The organism is Pseudomonas sp. zfem005 (genome assembly GCF_032621735.1).
GTDB lineage: Bacteria > Pseudomonadota > Gammaproteobacteria > Pseudomonadales > Pseudomonadaceae > Metapseudomonas > Metapseudomonas solani.
Window position 1 is genome coordinate 225,296 of the sequence record NZ_JAVYJE010000005.1, and the last position, 18,079, is coordinate 243,374.

Annotated in this window: 20 protein-coding genes and 1 tRNA gene; 14 read left to right on the plus strand and 7 right to left on the minus strand. The window is 62.5% G+C overall.

What is annotated here, in order from left to right:
- Window positions 1-29: 29 nt before the first annotated feature.
- Entirely contained in the window at window positions 30-2,369 is a 2,340-nt protein-coding gene (locus RTW82_RS13240; protein ID WP_316925356.1) for a DUF1631 domain-containing protein, read from the minus strand.
- A 321-nt stretch (window positions 2,370-2,690) separates the two neighbouring features.
- Between RTW82_RS13240 and nadC the strand changes: the two genes are divergently transcribed.
- Entirely contained in the window at window positions 2,691-3,539 is an 849-nt protein-coding gene (nadC, locus tag RTW82_RS13245; protein ID WP_316925357.1) for a carboxylating nicotinate-nucleotide diphosphorylase, read from the plus strand.
- Window positions 3,540-3,600: 61 nt separating this feature from the next.
- Here nadC and RTW82_RS13250 read toward each other — a convergent pair.
- Window positions 3,601-3,676, minus strand: a tRNA-Thr gene (locus tag RTW82_RS13250).
- Between the two features lie 39 nt (window positions 3,677-3,715).
- Complete coding sequence (locus RTW82_RS13255; RefSeq protein ID WP_316925358.1) at window positions 3,716-5,443, minus strand: PglL family O-oligosaccharyltransferase; 1,728 nt, start codon at window positions 5,441-5,443, stop codon at window positions 3,716-3,718.
- 155 nt (window positions 5,444-5,598) lie between these two features.
- On the opposite strand from RTW82_RS13255, the gene RTW82_RS13260 reads away from it, so the two are divergent.
- From RTW82_RS13260 to yacG, 6 genes are all read left to right on the plus strand, one after another.
- The gene (locus RTW82_RS13260; RefSeq protein ID WP_316925359.1) at window positions 5,599-6,045 is read left to right on the plus strand and encodes a pilin; all 447 of its coding nucleotides are present in this window, start codon (window positions 5,599-5,601) and stop codon (window positions 6,043-6,045) included.
- A gap of 116 nt (window positions 6,046-6,161) precedes the next feature.
- Window positions 6,162-7,865 (plus strand): type IV-A pilus assembly ATPase PilB, encoded by a 1,704-nt coding sequence (gene pilB / locus RTW82_RS13265; protein WP_316925360.1) that lies wholly within the window; start codon window positions 6,162-6,164, stop codon window positions 7,863-7,865.
- A 3-nt stretch (window positions 7,866-7,868) separates the two neighbouring features.
- Window positions 7,869-9,089, plus strand: coding sequence for a type II secretion system F family protein (locus RTW82_RS13270; protein WP_316925361.1), 1,221 nt, complete (start codon window positions 7,869-7,871; stop codon window positions 9,087-9,089).
- Entirely contained in the window at window positions 9,090-9,959 is an 870-nt protein-coding gene (locus tag RTW82_RS13275; RefSeq protein ID WP_316925362.1) for an A24 family peptidase, read from the plus strand.
- Window positions 9,959-10,570, plus strand: coding sequence for a dephospho-CoA kinase (gene coaE / locus RTW82_RS13280; RefSeq protein ID WP_173173307.1), 612 nt, complete (start codon window positions 9,959-9,961; stop codon window positions 10,568-10,570). The genes RTW82_RS13275 and coaE overlap by 1 nt, the downstream gene beginning before the upstream one ends.
- Entirely contained in the window at window positions 10,567-10,767 is a 201-nt protein-coding gene (gene yacG, locus RTW82_RS13285) for a DNA gyrase inhibitor YacG (protein WP_111263622.1), read from the plus strand. The genes coaE and yacG overlap by 4 nt, the downstream gene beginning before the upstream one ends.
- Window positions 10,768-10,770: 3 nt before the next feature.
- Here the strand turns inward: yacG and RTW82_RS13290 are convergent, their stop codons facing one another.
- The 4 genes from RTW82_RS13290 to RTW82_RS13305 form a co-directional block, all read right to left on the minus strand.
- Window positions 10,771-10,986: a hypothetical protein gene (locus RTW82_RS13290; protein WP_173173309.1), complete on the minus strand. Its 216-nt coding sequence runs from the start codon at window positions 10,984-10,986 to the stop codon at window positions 10,771-10,773.
- A 107-nt stretch (window positions 10,987-11,093) separates the two neighbouring features.
- Window positions 11,094-11,780, minus strand: coding sequence for an energy-coupling factor ABC transporter permease (locus RTW82_RS13295; RefSeq protein ID WP_316925363.1), 687 nt, complete (start codon window positions 11,778-11,780; stop codon window positions 11,094-11,096).
- The gene (locus RTW82_RS13300; RefSeq protein WP_316925364.1) at window positions 11,777-12,244 is read right to left on the minus strand and encodes an FAD/FMN-containing dehydrogenase; all 468 of its coding nucleotides are present in this window, start codon (window positions 12,242-12,244) and stop codon (window positions 11,777-11,779) included. Before RTW82_RS13300 ends, RTW82_RS13295 begins: the two co-directional genes overlap by 4 nt.
- On the minus strand, window positions 12,241-12,666 hold the full coding sequence (locus RTW82_RS13305) for a GNAT family N-acetyltransferase (RefSeq protein ID WP_316925365.1): 426 nt from the start codon (window positions 12,664-12,666) through the stop codon (window positions 12,241-12,243). The genes RTW82_RS13300 and RTW82_RS13305 overlap by 4 nt, the downstream gene beginning before the upstream one ends.
- Window positions 12,667-12,778: 112 nt before the next feature.
- Here RTW82_RS13305 and RTW82_RS13310 point away from each other — a divergent pair, with 112 nt between their 5' ends.
- The 7 genes from RTW82_RS13310 (at window position 12,779) to RTW82_RS13340 (ending at window position 17,939) form a co-directional block, all read left to right on the plus strand.
- The gene (locus RTW82_RS13310; protein WP_316925366.1) at window positions 12,779-13,405 is read left to right on the plus strand and encodes a DUF1780 domain-containing protein; all 627 of its coding nucleotides are present in this window, start codon (window positions 12,779-12,781) and stop codon (window positions 13,403-13,405) included.
- An 86-nt stretch (window positions 13,406-13,491) separates the two neighbouring features.
- Window positions 13,492-13,665 carry a DUF3094 domain-containing protein gene (locus tag RTW82_RS13315; RefSeq protein ID WP_316925367.1) on the plus strand — a complete coding sequence of 58 codons (174 nt, stop codon included), beginning with the start codon at window positions 13,492-13,494 and terminating at the stop codon, window positions 13,663-13,665.
- A gap of 63 nt (window positions 13,666-13,728) precedes the next feature.
- Window positions 13,729-15,030, plus strand: coding sequence for an NAD(P)/FAD-dependent oxidoreductase (locus RTW82_RS13320; RefSeq protein ID WP_043244214.1), 1,302 nt, complete (start codon window positions 13,729-13,731; stop codon window positions 15,028-15,030).
- Window positions 15,031-15,341: 311 nt separating this feature from the next.
- A complete protein-coding gene (locus RTW82_RS13325) occupies window positions 15,342-16,352 on the plus strand; it encodes a LysR family transcriptional regulator (RefSeq protein WP_271660074.1) in 1,011 nt (336 codons plus the stop codon).
- Between the two features lie 26 nt (window positions 16,353-16,378).
- Window positions 16,379-17,092, plus strand: a complete 714-nt coding sequence (locus tag RTW82_RS13330; RefSeq protein WP_316925503.1) for a 2OG-Fe(II) oxygenase — start codon at window positions 16,379-16,381, stop codon at window positions 17,090-17,092.
- A 54-nt stretch (window positions 17,093-17,146) separates the two neighbouring features.
- Complete coding sequence (locus RTW82_RS13335) at window positions 17,147-17,383, plus strand: hypothetical protein (protein WP_271660073.1); 237 nt, start codon at window positions 17,147-17,149, stop codon at window positions 17,381-17,383.
- Between the two features lie 10 nt (window positions 17,384-17,393).
- On the plus strand, window positions 17,394-17,939 hold the full coding sequence (locus RTW82_RS13340) for a methylated-DNA--[protein]-cysteine S-methyltransferase (RefSeq protein WP_184488617.1): 546 nt from the start codon (window positions 17,394-17,396) through the stop codon (window positions 17,937-17,939).
- The last annotated feature ends 140 nt before the right edge of the window (window positions 17,940-18,079 follow it).

Sequence of the window (18,079 nt, forward strand, 5' to 3'; positions counted from 1 at the left end):
AAGCCGGGCGTCGTGAGGGGAGCGATGACTCAGGCGCCCTTGAGGCGGCGCAGGTTACCGATGACCGATTCCAGCGCGCGGTCGAACAGCAGGGCATCGTCCAGCAGGCGGATGGCTTGGCGACGGAACTCCACGGCCAGGCCCATACGGGTCTTCTCCAGCACCTTCATGCCGGTGCGGTTGACGAAGATGTACTTGCCGGTGGGCTTGATGATCGCCGCCAGCTTGCAACGCACCTTGTGCTCTTCGTCCTCCTGGAACTCGACCCAGCTGCCGACGCGCAGGTTATCGACATGGCCCAGCGCCTCGTCGTCATCCGGCAGGGCGGCATCGGGCTCGGGCGCACGGGTTTCGCCGGGGGCGAGCAGGACGATCTCCTCGACCACTTCGACCATCGTCGGCGCTTCGGCGGGCATGCCCACTTCCAGGTCGGCAGGCAGGTCGAGCAGAGGCATTTCGACTTCTGCGGTCAGGCTCTCGCCCTCCCCCTCGGTCGCTGCCGGCACGCTGACCGGCTCCGGCTCGACGCGCTTGAAGCGCTGGAAGGCCTGCACGTGCAGGGTTTCCAGTTGGCTGAAGAATTCACTGGTGGAGAAGGGATCGAAAGCGGCGCTGGTCAGCCCCTCGCGCAGGGCCTTGAGCAGCCCCGGCACCAGCTCCAGCAGGCGCATGCGTGCCTCGGGCGCTTCGTGGGACTCCACGCTCCAGATCAGGTCGTCCATGGTCGACAGGGTGGCCTGCCATTCCTCGGAATCGACGCCGTGCTTGAGGCAGGTCAGCAGCATGACCTTGCTCCAGGCTTCCTGCAGCAGGCGCACCACCACTTCGGGCAGGGTGCGGCCCAGCAGGCGCTCGTTCAGGGCCTGCTCGACCTGCTGGCGGGCCAGCTCGGCCTTGGCGCGGCCTTCCTCGGCGTCGCGGGTGCGCTGTTCCAGCAGGTCGCTGCGACGGCGCTCGTCGCCGGTGTAGGCGAGGAAGTCGGACAGCAGGTCGGAGAAGATGGTCGGGTCGTCGACGAAATCGTTCAGCAGGCGCAGCACGACCTGTTCGATGCGCTGGTAGAGGGCATCGCGCTGGACATCGTCCTGCTCGTTCCAGCCCATGGCCGCCGAGGCGATTTCGTTGAGCAGGCGGCGCGCCGGGTGGCTGCCGCGGCTGAAGAAGGTCTTGTCCAGCACCGCGACCTTGAGCATCGGGATCTGCAGGCGGCCGATCAGGGCCTTGAGCGAATCCGGCAGGGAGCGGTCGTCGAGGATGAATTCGAAAAGCATCGACACCAGGTTGATGACGTCGTCGTCCACCTGGCCCACGACACGGGATTTGCCGCTCTTGGCGCTGGCGCGGGTGAGCAGGTTGTCGAGCTGGAAACGCAGGTCAACATCGCCGGCGCTTTGCATGGGCAGATGCTGTTGCAGGTGCGAAAGCAGGCGCATCAGGTCGTTGCTGGTGATGGGCACCGCATCGGCGGGCATCTCGCGACGCTGGCCGCCCATGCCCATTCCCACACCGCCGCCGGAGCCACGGACCTGGGAGAGCAATTCCTGCAGTGCGCCGAAAACTTCCTGCACGCCCTCGTCGGCGTAGGCGCCATCGCCCATCGCCTCACCGCCTGCGGCGGCCTGTGCGGAGCGGGCAGCACCCGGGGTGCGCCCCTGGGGACGACGGGCCGGTGGCGCGGACTTGAGTTCGGGAAGCACACCGGCGGTGATCAGCGCCAGGTTGGATTCGGCATAGAGCTGGTCGAGGTCGCTGAGGACGTATTTCTCGAACAGCTTGAAGATGATCAGCTTGACCTTGATCTCCACGCCCAGGCTGCGGCAGGCGTCGAGGAAGGCTTCGCACAGGGCGCGCGGGCCGAGCGGGTTGCTCTTGTCCTCGATCTTCTTGGTGACCAGGGTGTTGAGGCGGGTGGTCAGGTGGCCGAGGGCGACGCCGTCACGGCTCATCACCTTGGCGACCATGGCATCCAGGGCGACGGACTCTTCCAGCTCGTCGTTCTGCACCAGGCTCAGGCTCTCGAACGACACCGCATCCAGCACCGGCGCCTTGCCGATCTCGTACTGGTTGAGGTTGGCGAAGGTCTCGAACACTTTTTGCAGGAAGCCGCGCTCGATGCTCTTGCGCTTGAGGCGCAAGTCGCGCATTGCCTCGAAGAAGGCGTTCTGCTCGGCGTTGCTGGTCGCACGGTCGGCCATCTGGAAGAGGGTGTCGTCCGCGTTGTCGAACAGCGCCTGCAGCGCTTGCTTCAGCTGTTGTGCAGCCTTGTCGCGCACCTGGATAAGTGCCACGGGCAGCCTTCCTACCGGCGAAGTTGGCGATTGCTCGGAGGCGCCCTTGTTCAGGGGCACCACGTTCGCGTCGGTCTGCATAGTGAATCTCCCGCAACCAGCGTCCGATCTAGTGGGCTTCGCTGGCTGCACAGCTATAAACGGGGAGTTATCCCTAACGTCAAGCTTCTGGCGTCAAATAGAGAAAGTCAGAATCATTATAGGGATACTCTCGTCGCAACCAAGGGGAGATTTCCTCCAGACATGAAATACGTCACAGATGTCCCAACCCTTTGTGGGACGACCTCTGACAGACCGTCCCATCCCCTGAATATCTAGCAGAAAGCCCAAGACAGTTGCCACCAGCGCTGTACCAGCGGTCGCCTGCCTCTATAATCGCGCCATTCTGCAGCGGAGCCTCCCATGCCCAATTTGAAACTCGCCGACCTGAGCGCGGAGATCGAAGCCAACGTCCGCCGGGCACTGACCGAAGACATCGGCAGCGGCGACATCACCGCCCAACTCATCCCCGAAGAGCGCCTCGCGCACGCCACCATCATCACCCGCGAGGCCGCCGTGATTGCTGGGACAGCGTGGGTCGACGCGGTGTTCCGTCAGCTCGACCCACGGGTGGCCGTGCACTGGCAGGTGGCCGATGGCGACAAGGTGCAGCCGAACCAGCCGCTGTTCCACCTCGAAGGCCCCGCCCGCGCCCTGCTCAGCGGCGAGCGCAGCGCACTGAACTTCCTCCAGTGCCTCTCCGGCGTCGCCACCCGCGTGGCCCACTACGTGGAGCTGGTACAAGGCACCCAGGTGAAACTGCTCGACACCCGCAAGACCCTGCCCGGCCTGCGCCTGGCGCAGAAGTACGCCGTCACCTGCGGCGGCGGCCATAACCACCGCATCGGCCTGTACGACGCCTTCCTCATCAAGGAAAACCACATTGCGGCCTGCGGCGGCATCGCCGAAGCCATCGCCGCCGCCCACCGCATCGCCCCCGGCAAGCCGGTGGAGATCGAAGTGGAAAGCCTCGACGAACTGAACCAGGCCCTGGTCGCCGGCGCCGACATCGTCATGCTCGACGAACTCAGCCTCGACGACATGCGCACCGCCGTCACCCTCACCGCCGGCCGCGCCAAGCTCGAAGCCTCCGGCGGCATCAACGACACCACCCTGCGCACCATCGCCGAGACCGGCGTCGACTACATCTCCATCGGCACCCTGACCAAGGACGTCAGGGCCGTCGACCTGTCGATGCGCCTGAGCATCTGATCCTTTCCTTTATATAGCGCCCAACAAAAAGCCCCGCAGAAGCGGGGCTTTTCGTTTGAGCTGGTGCCGGAGACAGGAATCGAACCTGCGACCTTCGCGTTACGAGTGCGCTGCTCTACCTACTGAGCTACACCGGCGGCGGGGCGGAAATTAGCACTCCCCCTCGCGGAAGGCAATCACTGCTCCATTGCGTTGGATAGAGCCGAGAAATCAACATCAGGGAATGCGCGCTCAACTTCTTCAAGCTGTGACAAGAAATTCCTCACAGTCTCATCGCCATAGTAGATCCGCATGTCCTCAATAGTTTTCAAACTCTCGGCCGTACGTCCAGTTGCGAACTGCAAAACCGCAAGCCGCGCCAAAACGCTGTCGAACGGGAGGTGACGCCGGAGCTTCTCAAGCACCGGCAATTCCTGCTGAGCCGTTTTGGGAGAAACCTCGAAATTGGCGATATAAACCAAATACCCATAAGGCTCCATCAAAGGATCCCTAATGAGCGAATCGACAAAGACATACTGATTTATGTCAGTAGGCGCTCGAACCAAGTATTGGTTCAGAGACCAGTAAAACCGCTCGACAAGCGGCACATACACGATGGATGTTGCAAAAAAAACGAAAACCAGAATACCCGAGAAAACCTTTCCCAACGTCAAGTCCACTTGAACTCTTTTTCCACCCAACGCCCCCAAAACAAGCAAATTCAAGACGAAGAAATGCATGAGCCAGTAAGGGAACTCAAAAAAACTGTACACACTAAAAATCAACAATATCGATGCTGGAAGCACACGCTGCACATCCGCAGCCGCACGCCACCACCCCCGCACACCCAAGGTGAAAAAAAGCAAAAGCCACAGCCCGCCAAACACACCCAACTCAGCAAGAAATTGCAGTAACAAATTATGGGAATGTGTAAATAAGCCAGCCGGAGAGAGAACACCTAACTCGATATGCTTCGCAAAAGCTGCTTCCCCATAATTGCCAATACCCACCCCCCAAAATGGATGATCGCAGAACACCTGCCAAGCGATAACCCATTCCCTGAGGCGCCCAGAACTGTCCCCCCCCTTGCCACCAAATGCCGCCAGCCTGTCATCAACGACAACATTTGCCGCTCCACCACCCAACAACTGACTCAGCAAGCTACCAAAAGGCTGTAGCAGAGCCAATGCTGCCAAGCCAAGCAAAACCACAAGCATGAACCGACTGGCATTGAGCCGTCTGAACTGCAGCGACAAAAGCAGAGCCAGTACAAACCAGGCAACGACTACCGAGCGAGTCCATGTCAAGACAATACAAATTATAAAAATCGTGACAGACGATATAACCCCAAACATCCCCAACTTGCCACGCTGAAACAACCAGGCAGCCGACAAAACACCGACAAGGCATACAAAAGAAAAGTAATTGCTATGCCCAATAAGCCCCATCATCCGCTCTGATCGGTACATGGGAATAAAAATCGTAACATCCTGCCAGAGCAGATCGAAGTGACGCAGCAGCCCAACCACCGCACACACCAGGGCCGAATAAAGCAACACCATTGCCAAGACGTCGGAAACACCATGATCGTCCCAGTCCACCTGCTCACTGATTAGTAGCGCCAAGGCCCCAACGAACCAGAAAAAAATATAGAACAGCTTGAAAGCAGCGAATGAGGCACTTTGTGTCAGGGCCGAAGCAATGAACATCACTCCCAAAATAAGCCAAAGGCCGGACCATACGGAAAACTTCAGATCTACCCTTTGCCACATTAACCATGCCGAACAGGCGAATACCCCCAAGGTGACCAACAGCTCCTCAATATAATTGGGGAAGGGGTAGAGGTGTAGAGGTATACAGAAAGCCAGGCCAACGGCAACCACCGCTAATGCAAAGATTGGGCGAGCGCTTGAGTTCAGGTGCATTCTTAGGGACTCATTGACATTTTTTGTCAGTACAGCAGTTGAGCCAGCATGCCAGCACCCACAAAAAATGCGGTCCTGGCAATCTGGCAAGGGAATTGCTTAGAAGAATGTCAGCTGCGAGTGCAGCCGTAAACACCACATTTGGAGATCCACGAATGAAAGCACAGAAAGGCTTCACCCTGATCGAACTGATGATCGTTGTTGCGATCATCGGCATCCTCGCTGCCATCGCCATTCCGGCCTACCAGAACTACATTGCACGTTCTGAAGCAGCCAGTGGCCTGGCCGCTCTTGCTCCGCTCAAGACTGCAGTTGAAGATGCCTATGCCCGTGGTGCCTCTACCACTGACTTCACCCTCGCCATGCTGGGCAGCTCCGCTACTGCAAGCCCCCTGGGCTCCATCAGCTTCCCCGCCAGCTTCGCCGCTAACGGCGCTGGTTCTCTGCAGTTCAACTTTGGCGTTCTCGGCGTTTCCGGCCCCCGCACCACCAACCAGGCGCTCCGCCTGACCCGCACTGCGAGTGGCGTTTGGAGCTGCACCAGCAGCGCTGGCCTTGCAACCGAACTGCGTCCGCGCAACTGCTCGGGCGACACCCCGTAATCTAAAGTACACTTGGAAAGAAGGCGCCTCGGCGCCTTCTTTTTTATCTACTAGCTATTCCCCACTAGTGTTGCCTACGCTATGGGGCTCCCAACACGATTACAAAGCGAACTGCCATGAATGACTCGCCCACCCTCTCAGGTCTTGCACGCCAGTTGGTCCTCGCTGAACTACTGGATGAGAAAAGTGCGCAGAACGCTCAGCAACAAGCACAGCGGAACAGGCTTTCGCTGGTTACCTATGTAGTCCAGAACAAGCTGGTTAAAAGCAGAGCCATTGCAGAGCTATCAGCAGAGCAGTTTGGCGTCGCTTTCTTCGACCTCAGCGCCATAGACAAGGAAGGACAGCCAAAAGACCTGGTTAGTGAAAAGCTGCTCCGCCAGCATCGAGTGATACCCCTCTGGCGTAGAGGTAACAAGCTATTCGTTGGAGTTTCAGACCCCACCAATCACCAGGCTGTGACTGATATCCAGTTCAGCACAGGCCTCACTACAGAGGCGATTCTGGTCGAGGATGACAAGCTGGGCGATGCCATCGACAAATTCTTCGATAGCGCCAGCTCTGGCATGGAGGACCTCGGTGACGTCGATCTGGACGGCGTTGATATAGAGGCGGTCGACGACGACAGACAAGACAGCGGTGCAGGTGAGAGCGCCGATGATGCTCCCGTCGTACGCTTCGTCAATAAAATGCTGCTGGACGCCATTAAGGGCGGCTCCTCCGACTTGCACTTCGAGCCCTACGAGCGCTCGTACCGCGTAAGGCTGCGGACCGATGGCATCCTTCACGAAGTGGCGCGCCCACCGATCCAACTGGCCAGCCGTATTTCCGCGCGCCTGAAGGTCATGGCAGCCCTGGATATTTCCGAACGTCGTAAGCCCCAGGACGGCCGGATCAAGATGAAAATTTCCAAAACCAAAGCCATCGACTTCCGCGTCAACACGCTCCCCACTCTCTGGGGTGAAAAGATCGTGATGCGGATTCTTGACCCATCCAGCGCGCAGATGGGTATCGATGCGCTGGGTTATGAAGAAACACAGAAAGAACTCTATTTGAGTGCACTGAAACAACCTCAGGGCATGATCCTTGTGACGGGCCCTACGGGGTCAGGCAAGACGGTTTCGCTTTACACCGGCATCAATATTCTCAATACCGTCGACATCAACATTTCAACAGCTGAAGACCCGGTGGAGATCAACCTGGAAGGTATCAACCAGGTCAACGTCAACCCGCGTCAGGGTATGGATTTCGCCCAAGCTCTTCGGGCTTTCCTGCGCCAGGACCCGGACGTGATCATGGTCGGCGAAATTCGTGACCTCGAGACTGCCGAAATCGCCATCAAGGCGGCGCAGACGGGTCACATGGTGATGTCAACGCTGCACACCAACAGCGCTGCGGAAACCCTTACACGCTTACGTAATATGGGCGTACCGGCCTTTAACATTGCCACATCGGTCAACCTGATCATCGCCCAGCGTCTCGCCCGAAAACTATGCAGCAGTTGCAAAAAAGAGGTTGAAGTCCCACACGAAACCTTGCTCAAAGAAGGCTTCCCCGAGGAAAAAATCGGCACATTTAAGATCTTCGGCCCGGCCGGCTGCGAAAATTGCAAAGGCGGCTACAAAGGTAGGGTCGGTATTTATGAAGTGGTTAAAAACACGCCGGCCTTGCAGCGCATTATTATGGAGGAAGGTAACTCCATCGATATCGCCGCGCAGATGCGTAAAGATGGCTTCAACGATCTGCGCAACTCGGGCCTGCTGAAAGCCATGCAAGGCGTAACCAGCCTCGAGGAAGTCAACCGCGTGACCAAGGACTAATCCATGGCGGAAAAAGCACAAAAATCGAGTGTCTTCAAATGGGAAGGCACCGACAAGAAAGGTACCAAGGTCACTGGTGAAATCAGCGGCATGAACCCAGCGCTGGTTAAAGCACAGCTCCGCAAGCAGGGTATCAACCCGCTCAAGGTACGCAAAAAGGCGGCATCCCTTTTCAGCGCTGGCAAGAAGATCAAGCCGTTGGATATCGCCCTGTTCACCCGGCAAATGGCCACGATGATGAAGGCCGGCGTTCCGCTCCTGCAAAGCTTCGACATCATCGGTGAAGGCTTCGAAAACCCCAACATGCGCAAGCTGGTGGACGAGGTGAAGCAAGAGGTGGCGGCGGGTAACAGCTTCGCCAACTCCCTACGCAAGAAGCCGATGCATTTCGATGAGCTGTATTGCAACCTGGTCGATTCCGGTGAGCAGTCTGGTGCGCTGGAAACACTTCTGGATCGAGTCGCGACTTATAAAGAGAAGACCGAACAGCTAAAAGCCAAGATCAAGAAGGCCATGACCTACCCGATCGCGGTCTTGGTCGTTGCGGTCATCGTTTCAGCCATCTTGCTGATCAAGGTCGTGCCACAGTTCAAGGACGTTTTCAAAGGCTTTGGCGCAGAACTGCCGGCCTTTACCCAAATGGTGGTGAACCTCTCTGAAGCCCTTCAGACTTGGTGGTTTGTCATACTGATAGCCACCTTCGGCACTATATTTGGCATCGGTCAGTTCTATAAGCGCTCGCAAAAATTCCGCGACGCTGTAGATAGGGGCGTTCTAAAAATGCCGATTGTCGGCGACATCGTCTACAAGTCATCAGTCGCACGCTATGCCCGTACGCTCTCTACCACATTCGCAGCAGGCGTTCCGCTGGTAGATGCGCTGGACTCCGTATCCGGCGCCACAGGTAACGTCGTGTTCAAGAATGCGGTTGGGAAGATCAAGCAAGACGTATCCACCGGTATGCAATTGAACTTCTCCATGCGCACCACCGGTGTATTCCCGTCCATGGCTATCCAGATGACAGCCATTGGCGAGGAATCTGGCGCTCTCGATAGCATGCTGGACAAGGTCGCCTCGTTCTATGAGGAAGAGGTAGACAACGCCGTAGACAACCTGACCACCCTGATGGAGCCCATGATCATGGCCGTCCTCGGTGTACTGGTCGGTGGCCTGATCATCGCGATGTACCTGCCTATCTTCACGCTCGGTTCGGTAGTGGGATAAGTGACAGTCATCGACTTCCTGGCCGGCAATTTGCCGGCCTTTGTTTTCTGCATTTTCCTCCTCGGCCTTCTCGTCGGCAGCTTCCTCAACGTCGTCATCTACCGCTTGCCGGTGATGATGTTCCGTGACTGGAAGGCGCAGGCGCGAGAGGCGTTGGAGCTTCCGGCGGAGCCCAAAGGCGATACCTTCAACCTGATCCTGCCGAACTCGCGCTGCCCCCATTGCAGCCACGAGATCCAGGCCTGGGAGAACATTCCCGTGGTCAGCTGGCTGGCCTTGGGTGGCAAGTGTTCGTCGTGCAAGGCGCCGATCAAGAAGCGCTACCCGCTGGTGGAACTGGCATGCGGCCTGTTGTCGGCCTATGTGGCCTGGCATTTCGGCTTCACCTGGCAGGCTGGGGCGTTCCTGATACTGACCTGGGGCCTGCTGGCGATGAGCATGATCGATGTCGACCACCAGCTGCTGCCGGATTCCCTCGTGCTGCCGCTGCTGTGGCTCGGGCTGATCCTCAACAACCAGGGCATGTTCGCCACACCAAGCGATGCGCTCTGGGGCGCGGTGGGCGGCTATCTCAGCCTGTGGTCGGTGTACTGGGTGTTCAAGCTGGTGACCGGCAAGGAAGGCATGGGCTACGGCGACTTCAAGCTGCTGGCGATGATCGGCGCCTGGGGTGGCTGGCAGGTGCTGCCGCTGACCATCCTGCTGTCGTCCCTGGTGGGCGCGATACTGGGGATCATCATCCTCAAGCTGCGCGACGCGGACAGCAGCACGCCCATCCCCTTCGGCCCCTACCTGGCCATTGCCGGCTGGATTGCATTGCTCTGGGGTGATCAAATAACCGGGACCTATCTCCACTTCGCCGGTTTCTGATGAACAAACCCTGGATCCTTGGCCTTACGGGCGGCATCGGCAGCGGCAAGAGCGCCGTCGCCTCCCATTTCGGCAACCTCGGCGTGCACCTGGTGGACGCCGACCATGCGGCGCGTTGGGTGGTCGAGCCTGGCCGCCCCGCCCTCACGCAGATCGCCGAGCACTTCGGTAGCGACGTTCTCCAGGCCGATGGCCAGCTCGATCGCGCAGCACTGCGCCAGCGTATCTTCGAACACCCGGAAGAACGCCGCTGGCTGGAAAACCTGTTGCACCCACTGATAGGCGAGGAGATCGTCCGCGACCTAGCCAGCGCCCAGTCGCCCTACGCCATCCTCGTCTCGCCGCTGCTGATCGAGTCCGGCCAGCACCGCATGACCCAGCGCGTGCTGGTGGTCGACGCACCGGAAGCGGTGCAGATCCAGCGCACCATGGCCCGGGACCAGGTGTCCGAAGAACAGGTCGGCGCCATCCTCAAGGCCCAGGCCAGCCGCGAAAAACGCCTGGAAGCGGCGGATGACGTCCTGGTCAACGACCGTGACCTGAAATGGCTGCAGCGCGAAGTCGAACGCCTGCACGCCTTCTACCTGACCCTGCGCGGAGGCCAAGCATGAGCCAACCCATGACCGTCGAATGCCCCACCTGTGGCGCCCCCGTCGAGTGGGGCCCACAGAGCCCCAGCCGTCCCTTTTGCTCCGAGCGCTGCAAGCTGATCGACCTGGGCGCCTGGGCCGCCGAGGAACATGCGATCCCCGGCGACATCCAGGAAGACGATCTCTTCTCCAGTGACCTGCCCGAGCGCGGTCACTGAGCCTCACGGGCGCATGAAGGCGTAGTCGCGGTCGTCATCGAGGTTGTCGGCCAGGAAGCACAGTTCCTGGGCCAGGTCCTCGATCGGCCGCACCGCCTTGCTGCGCTCCACCACCTCGCTGAGCAGCGCTCGCAGCGCCAACGCCTCGTCCATCCCCGCCGCGCCGGCCACCGCCAGCTCCCGATCCAGCATCTCGCGCGCCCATTTGTGCATGGTCATCTCCCGCTCCTCGTCTGTGAAGGCGCCATGATCGGTGCGCGGGAGGCTGTGGATAATTGACCGGGATCAAGCCGCCAGGCGTCATGCCCGCGGTGAATTCCCGACCATCACTTCGGCTCGTCGTCCTTCCAGGGCGCCTGCAGGTAGCGCGAGCGGTTGAAGGTCTCCAGCCAGTCCGGGTAGAACACCACCAGCGCCGTCACCGCGGTGCCGTTGATAAAGGCTTCGGGGAACATCACCAGCCAGAGGTAGCCGACGAAATCCTCCAGCCAGGGCGGCATCGGGAAGATGCCGTCCAGCCAGAGCACGCCCAGCCCCACCAGCGTGCACAGCAGCGCCGCCAGTGCGGCGGGGAAGAAGCCGCAGCAGAAGATGTAGACGAACAGGTTGCGCGGTTGATAGCGCTCCACCCAGAGGGCGCAGCACTCGGTCACCAGCACCGGCAGCAGCACCAGCAGCGCGCCGTTTAGGCCCAGCGCGGCGAAGTCCTGGCGCCCCAGCGCCAGCAGGCCAAGCTGCGCCACCAGGCCGCCGAGCACCGCCAGCGGCCAATCCAGCAGCAGCGTCACCGCTGTCATGCCGATGAAGTGGTAGGAGACGCCCGAATCGAAATCTCGCCGCACCAGCCACAGCAGAAACAGCGCCAGCACGGTGCCGAACAGCAGGTGCTGGCGTCGCGTATCGCTGAACAGCTCGACCCAGGGCGCACGCCAGATCGCCCAGGCGATGACCGGCAGGTAGATCGCCCAGCCCAGGCCCAGGCTGGTGGTGGAGAGCAACTGGGACGCGATCACTCTGCGGTGGACTCGAGAACGGCGCGCAGTGCCGCGGCATCGGTGAAGGTCAGGGTTTCACGCACTACGCCACCTTCCAGGCGCAACAGCAGCACGCTGCCCGCCTCGGCCGGATAACGAGGCGCCACGCGGGACTCACGGTCCAGCATCACCCGGTAGTTGTAATCCCGCATCGCCGGCACCGCGAAGAGCTTGGCGATCACCGCCGGCATGCGGCTCACATCGGCGAGGAACACGGCCTTGCGCGCCTCCAGGTAGCCCTTGGGTTGCCCCTCCAACGCCGCCTTGACCAGCTTCGCGCCGTCCATGTCGCGGGCCACCAGCAACAGCCGCAGCCCGTCATCGAGGGTGTAAGGCTGGTCGTACTGGTCCAGCAGCGTCCAGGGCGCGAGCCGTGAACCCTCCTCCTGCGCCTGGGCAAACCCCATCCACGCCATCAGCACCACCACGAAAACCGCTTTCATTCACTCGCTCCCCTTGTGGAAAAAACCTGGATGTCCCCACGCTCGCCCCAGCCTTCCTGCGCCTGCCAGAAAGCCAGCGCCTGTGGTGCATCACGCAGGACGAAGACATGGGATTTGCCGATGCCCTGCTCCGCCAGCCGCGCCAGCACCTCATCGAGCATCCGCCGGGCCAGCCCGCGCCCGCGAAAGGCCTCGTCGACCACCAGGTGCTGCAGGTAGCCGCGTCGGCCGTCGTGCCCGGCCATCAGGCAGGCGACTACCTCGCCCCCGGCTTCGACCAGCAGGCTCAGCCCGGGGTTTCGTGCGAGATAGGCGCAGAACGGCGCGTACTCGTCCTCCGGGCGCAGGCGGATGCCTGGCGTCCGGCTCCAGAGGGCCAGCAATCGGGGGTGGTCGGCAGGCGTCGCGGGGCGCAATGGCATGGGCAGGTTCCAGGGCAAGCCCGGAGTTTATACCAAGGCCCGCCACAGGGCGCCGCGCCCGGATGCCGCGTAGGGCTACCCCAGCCGGGCGCGGCGAGGCTAAGCTCCGCTCATGGACGAATCCGACTACCTGCGCCTGCTCACCCGCCAGGCGGAACAGGCCAACGACTTCCTCTCCAACGCACGCAAATGGGAGCGCGAGCGCTGGGTCTGCCAGCGCCTGCTGCAGGCCCTCAACGTGCCCCATCGGCTGGAAGACTTCAGCACCGGTGGCGAGCCACCGGACGTGTTGTTCCGCGACGCCGCCTTCGAGGTGTTCTTCGTCCTCGACGAGGGCCGGCGGCTCAATGATGAATGGCGCGCCGAGCTGGAGCGCCGCCGCAGCGCCTTCTCCCTCGCTCAACTGGTACGCCGCGAAGCCCGGCCCAAGCGCATCGCCACTGCCGAGCTGCAGGCCCGCCTCGCGCCAACGCTGCGCAAGAAGGCCCACAACTACACCGAGCGTGGCCTCGAGCTGAACGAGCTGGACCTGGTCGCCTTCGTCAACCTCAAGCGCTCGGTGCCCGATTTCAACAGCCCCTTCCCGCCGCCCACCGAATTCCTCCGCCAGGGCTGGCGCTCGCTGTCCATCGTCGGCTCCACTTACGCCCGCGTGCTCTTCGCCCACCCGGATGCCCCGGAATTTTTACGCGCCAACCTGGGTCGAACAGTGATCTTCGACGCCGGCATCGGACTGTGACGCGGCAGTCGAATTATTCGCGCCGTCGATTGAGCCTTCTCGAAACACGCAGCTAGAATGAGCCCATTCCCCCGTCGAGGCTTACCATGAGCAGCCGCCTGACACCCGAAGACCAGCAGAAGGTCGACCAGTACCTGAATCTCCCTCAGCACCAGGTGGAACGCGAGCCGTTCAAACCCTGGCGCCTGCTGATGATTCTGCTGGTGATGGTGATCGGGCTCGGCATCCTCAGCCGCCTCCTCGCGCGCCTCGTGCTATGAGCAGCCTCCCCCGCTCGCCCGGCGCCGACCATAAGAATTCTTATAGCCTTGTGAGATGTTCCCATGACCCATCGTATCGTTATCGTCGGCGGCGGCGCCGGCGGGCTGGAGCTCGCCACCCGTCTGGGTAGAACCCTGGGCAAGAAAGGCCAGGCCAAGGTCATCCTGGCCGACGCCAACCTGACGCACATCTGGAAACCCCTGCTGCACGAAGTGGCCGCCGGCTCCTTGAACTCCACGGAGAACGAGCTGAACTACGTCGCCCAGGGCAAATGGAACCACTTCGAGTTCCAGCTCGGCCGCATGAGCGGGCTGGACCGCACGCGCAAGGCCATCCAGCTTGCCGCCACCCTCGACGAGGACGGCCGCGAACTGGTGCCCGCCCGTGAAGTGCCCTACGACAGCCTGGTGATCGCCGTCGGCAGCACCACCAACGACTTCGGCACCGAAGGCGCGTCCCGCCACTGCATCTTCCTCGACACCCGCGAGCAGGCCGAGCGCTTCCACCGCCAGCTGCTCAGCCACTACCTGCGCGCCCACGCCCGGGAAGGCAATAGCGACCAGATCAGCGTCGCCATCGTCGGCGCCGGTGCCACCGGTGTGGAACTGGCGGCCGAGCTGCACCACGCCGCCCACGAACTGGCCGCCTACGGCCTGGACAGCATCCAGCCGGAGAACATGCGCATCACCCTGATCGAAGCCGGCCCGCGCGTCCTGCCGGCGCTGCCCGAGCGCATCAGCGCGCCGGTGCACAAGACCCTGGAACAGCTCGGCGTCACCGTGATGACCGGTGCCGCGGTCAGCGAGGTCACTGCCGAAGGCCTGCGCACCGCCCAGGGCGAGGTGATCCCCGCCAGCCTCAAGGTCTGGGCCGCCGGCATCCGCGCGCCCGCCTTCCTCAAGGACCTGGACGGCCTGGAAAGCAACCGCATCAACCAGCTGGTGGTCAAACCCACCCTGCAAACCACCCGTGACGACGCCATCTTCGCCTTCGGCGACTGTGCCGCCTGCCCCCTGGGCGACGGCAGCGACCGCAGCGTGCCTCCGCGCGCCCAGGCCGCCCACCAGCAGGCCTCGCTGCTGGTGAAGTCGCTGAAGCTGCGCATCGCCGGCCAGCAGGAGCTGCCCGAGTACCGCTACAAGGACTACGGTTCGCTGATCTCCCTGTCCAGCTTCAGCGCCGTCGGCAACCTCATGGGCAACCTGATGGGCAGCGTCAAGCTCGAAGGCTGGCTGGCGCGAATGTTCTACATCTCGCTCTACCGCATGCACCAGATGGCGCTCTACGGTGGCTTCCGCACCCTGCTGCTGATGCTCAGCGACCGCATCGGCCGCAGCACCGACCCACGCCTGAAGCTCCACTGATCCACCCGGCCGGCATCCTCGCGATGCCGGCCTTCCCTCGCCTCTCCCCGCCGCTCCAAGCCCCTTTCCGCCCCACCGTCCGTCGCCCTTTCCCGCCCTGCAGATTCGACCGCAAGAAACGGAGTGCGGGACGGTCTCTTCACGCCGATATTGAGCCCCGCAACGCGTCTGGCCAGGGCGTTTGCGCCATCGGATAGGCGCCACCGGGGCCACTCGCGCACCAGGACCACTACGCAGTAAGGGCTGGAGGAACGCAGCAACCCGGGCACGGCCCGGAACCAGGGTCGATGACAGACAGGAGAGACTCATACATGGAACTACGTCATCTTCGCTATTTCCTCGCCGTGGCCGAGGAGTTGAACTTCACCCGCGCCGCGGCGCGCCTGCACATCGAGCAATCGCCCCTGTCGCGGGCCATCAAGGAGCTGGAGTCGGACCTCAACACCCTGCTCTTCGAACGCAACCCGCGGGGCGTTCAACTGACCTGGGCCGGCACCGTCTTTCTAGAAAACACCAAACGCATCTTCGCCGCCCTGGAGCAGGCACGGATGGACATGCGCGGCGTCGCCATGGGCTTTCGCGGCACGCTGCGGGTCGCGGTTTCCGACGGCATCGCCCCGCAAAAACTCGCCGACCTGCTGGCGCGCTGCCGCCAGGAAGAGCCGGAAATGGAGATACGCCTGTTCGAGGTGAGCCACGCCCAACAGGTGAAGGGCATGCTCGACCACAGCTACGACGTCGGCTTCGCGCGCACCGACAACGCCATCGATGGCCTGTGCGTACGGCCGATCTGGAGCGACCCCCTGGTCGCCGCCCTGCCCGCCCGCCACCCGCTGCTGTCGCACCGCAAGATCCCGCTCAAGGAGTTGGCGCGCCACCCGCTAATCCTCAGCCACCCCGAAGTCCACGAAGGCCAGCACCAGCAGATCAGCCGCATGCTCAAGGCCAACCTCAGCGAAGCCGAGGAGGCCTCGCTGAACATCGTCGAGCAATACATCTCCCGCGAAACCATGCAGGCCCTGGTGTCGGCCGGCTACGGGGTCGCCCTGATCTGTGGCACCGAGCAGAGCTACCTGCCCGGCAGCGAGATCGTCACCCGCGCCCTGTCGGTGCCCGACTCGGTGCTCACCACCTACCTGCTGCGCCCGGACAGCGAGCCCTCGCCGCACCTGGCGCGCTTCCTCGAACGCATCGAGCAGGTGTGCAACCAGCAGGAAGAACCGGAAACCTGCCTGTTCTCCGAACTCCACCCCCTCGCCCCCGTCTCGCGGCTGGCGCGGGTGGGCCTGTCCTTCAGCGCCGGGGATTTCTCCACGCCATGACCGCGCTCGCCACCCTCGAACACCCCATGCCCGATGCTGCGCTGGAACGCCTCGAGCGCCTCGACTGGCAAGCCCTCGAAGCCGAGCTGGAGGCCCATGGCTGTGCCCTGATCCCGCGCCTGCTGGACGACGCCGCCTGCGCCCAGCTCGCTTCGCTTTACAGCCGCGACGAAGGCTTCCGCTCGCGCATCGTCATGGAGCGCCAGGGCTTTGGCCGGGGTGAGTACAAATACTTCGCCTACCCGCTGCCCACCCTGCTCGGGCGCCTGCGCCATCGCCTCTATCCGCCGCTGGCGGCCATCGCCAACCGCTGGAACCAGCGCCTGGGCATCGACACCCGCTACCCCGCGCGGCTCGACACCTTTCTCGCCCGTTGCCACCGCGCCGGGCAGCGCCGCCCCACGCCCCTGCTGCTGCAGTACGGGCCGGGCTGCTACAACCGTCTGCACCAGGACCTGTACGGCGAGCACGTGTTCCCGCTGCAGCTGGCGATCCTGCTGTCGGCGCCGGATGCGGACTTCAGCGGCGGCGAATTCGTGCTCACCGAGAACATCGCCGGCCAGCAACGGGCAGAGGTCGTGCCCCTGGGCAAGGGCGACGCGGTGCTGTTCCCGGTGGACCTGCGCCCCGTACCCGGCAAGCGCGGTGGCTTCCGCCGCGCCGCCATGCGCCACGGCGTCAGCCTGGTCAGGAGCGGCCAGCGCCGCACCCTGGGGCTGATCTTCCACGACGCCAGCTGAGGCCACGACGATGAACACACCCTTCACGCACAGCCCCCACAGGGTGGGCTGACCATGCCACTTCACCCCTGGGAGAGCGGCACGCTGCCGTCGTTCGAAGCCGGCACGCTGGCGGTTGGAACGACGACCGGTGACCCGGCCGCGCGCCTGCGGGTGATCAGTGCCTTCCAGGCACTGGTGGATGCCAGGCAGGCCCGCTGGCACACGGACGATTCGGGCCGGACCGAGCTGCACCTGGACAGCGGGGAAGTCTTCCTGCTGCGCCCCCACAGCGTCACTCGACTGCGATAAGGAGATTGCCATGACATTGATGATGAGCCGCCTGAGCTCGCCCCTGCGCGAGCTGCTGCTGGTGACCGATGAACAACGCCGCATCTGCGCCCTCGGCTTCGCCGACTACAAGCGCCAGCTCACCCGCTCGCTGAAGGACCGCCCCAGCCCCCGGGACCTCCCGGAAATCCCCGCCCCCAAGGAGATAGCCACAGCCCTGCGCCGCTACTTCGAAGGCGACGGTGATGCCCTCGACGACCTCGTCATCGAGCCCACCGGCACGCCCTTCCAGCTTCAGGTGTGGGCGGCCTTGCGGCGCATTCCGGCCGGCACCACCCGCAGCTATGGCCAGCTGGCCCGCGAGCTGGGCCTGGAAGACCCGCGCGCCGCCATCGACGTCGGCGCCGCCAATGCCGCCAACCCCATCGCCCTGGTCATCCCCTGCCACCGGGTGATCGCCGCCAATGGCGAACTGCGCGGCTACGCCTGGGGCCTGGAGCGCAAGCGCTGGCTGCTGGAGCACGAGAAGGCCCTGCGCCCCCTCGCCGCCGAGCCGCAGACCGCCGCGCTGTTCTGACCGAACGCGCAGCGCTGGACGCTGGAGAGGCTCATCATCTATACCCTCCAGCGCCCCTCCGCCCGCATCGGAACGCCTCGGCGGAGCCACGGTGGATTCGAACGCAAGAACCGGAGTTCTTGCGTTTGAATTCGGTTTTA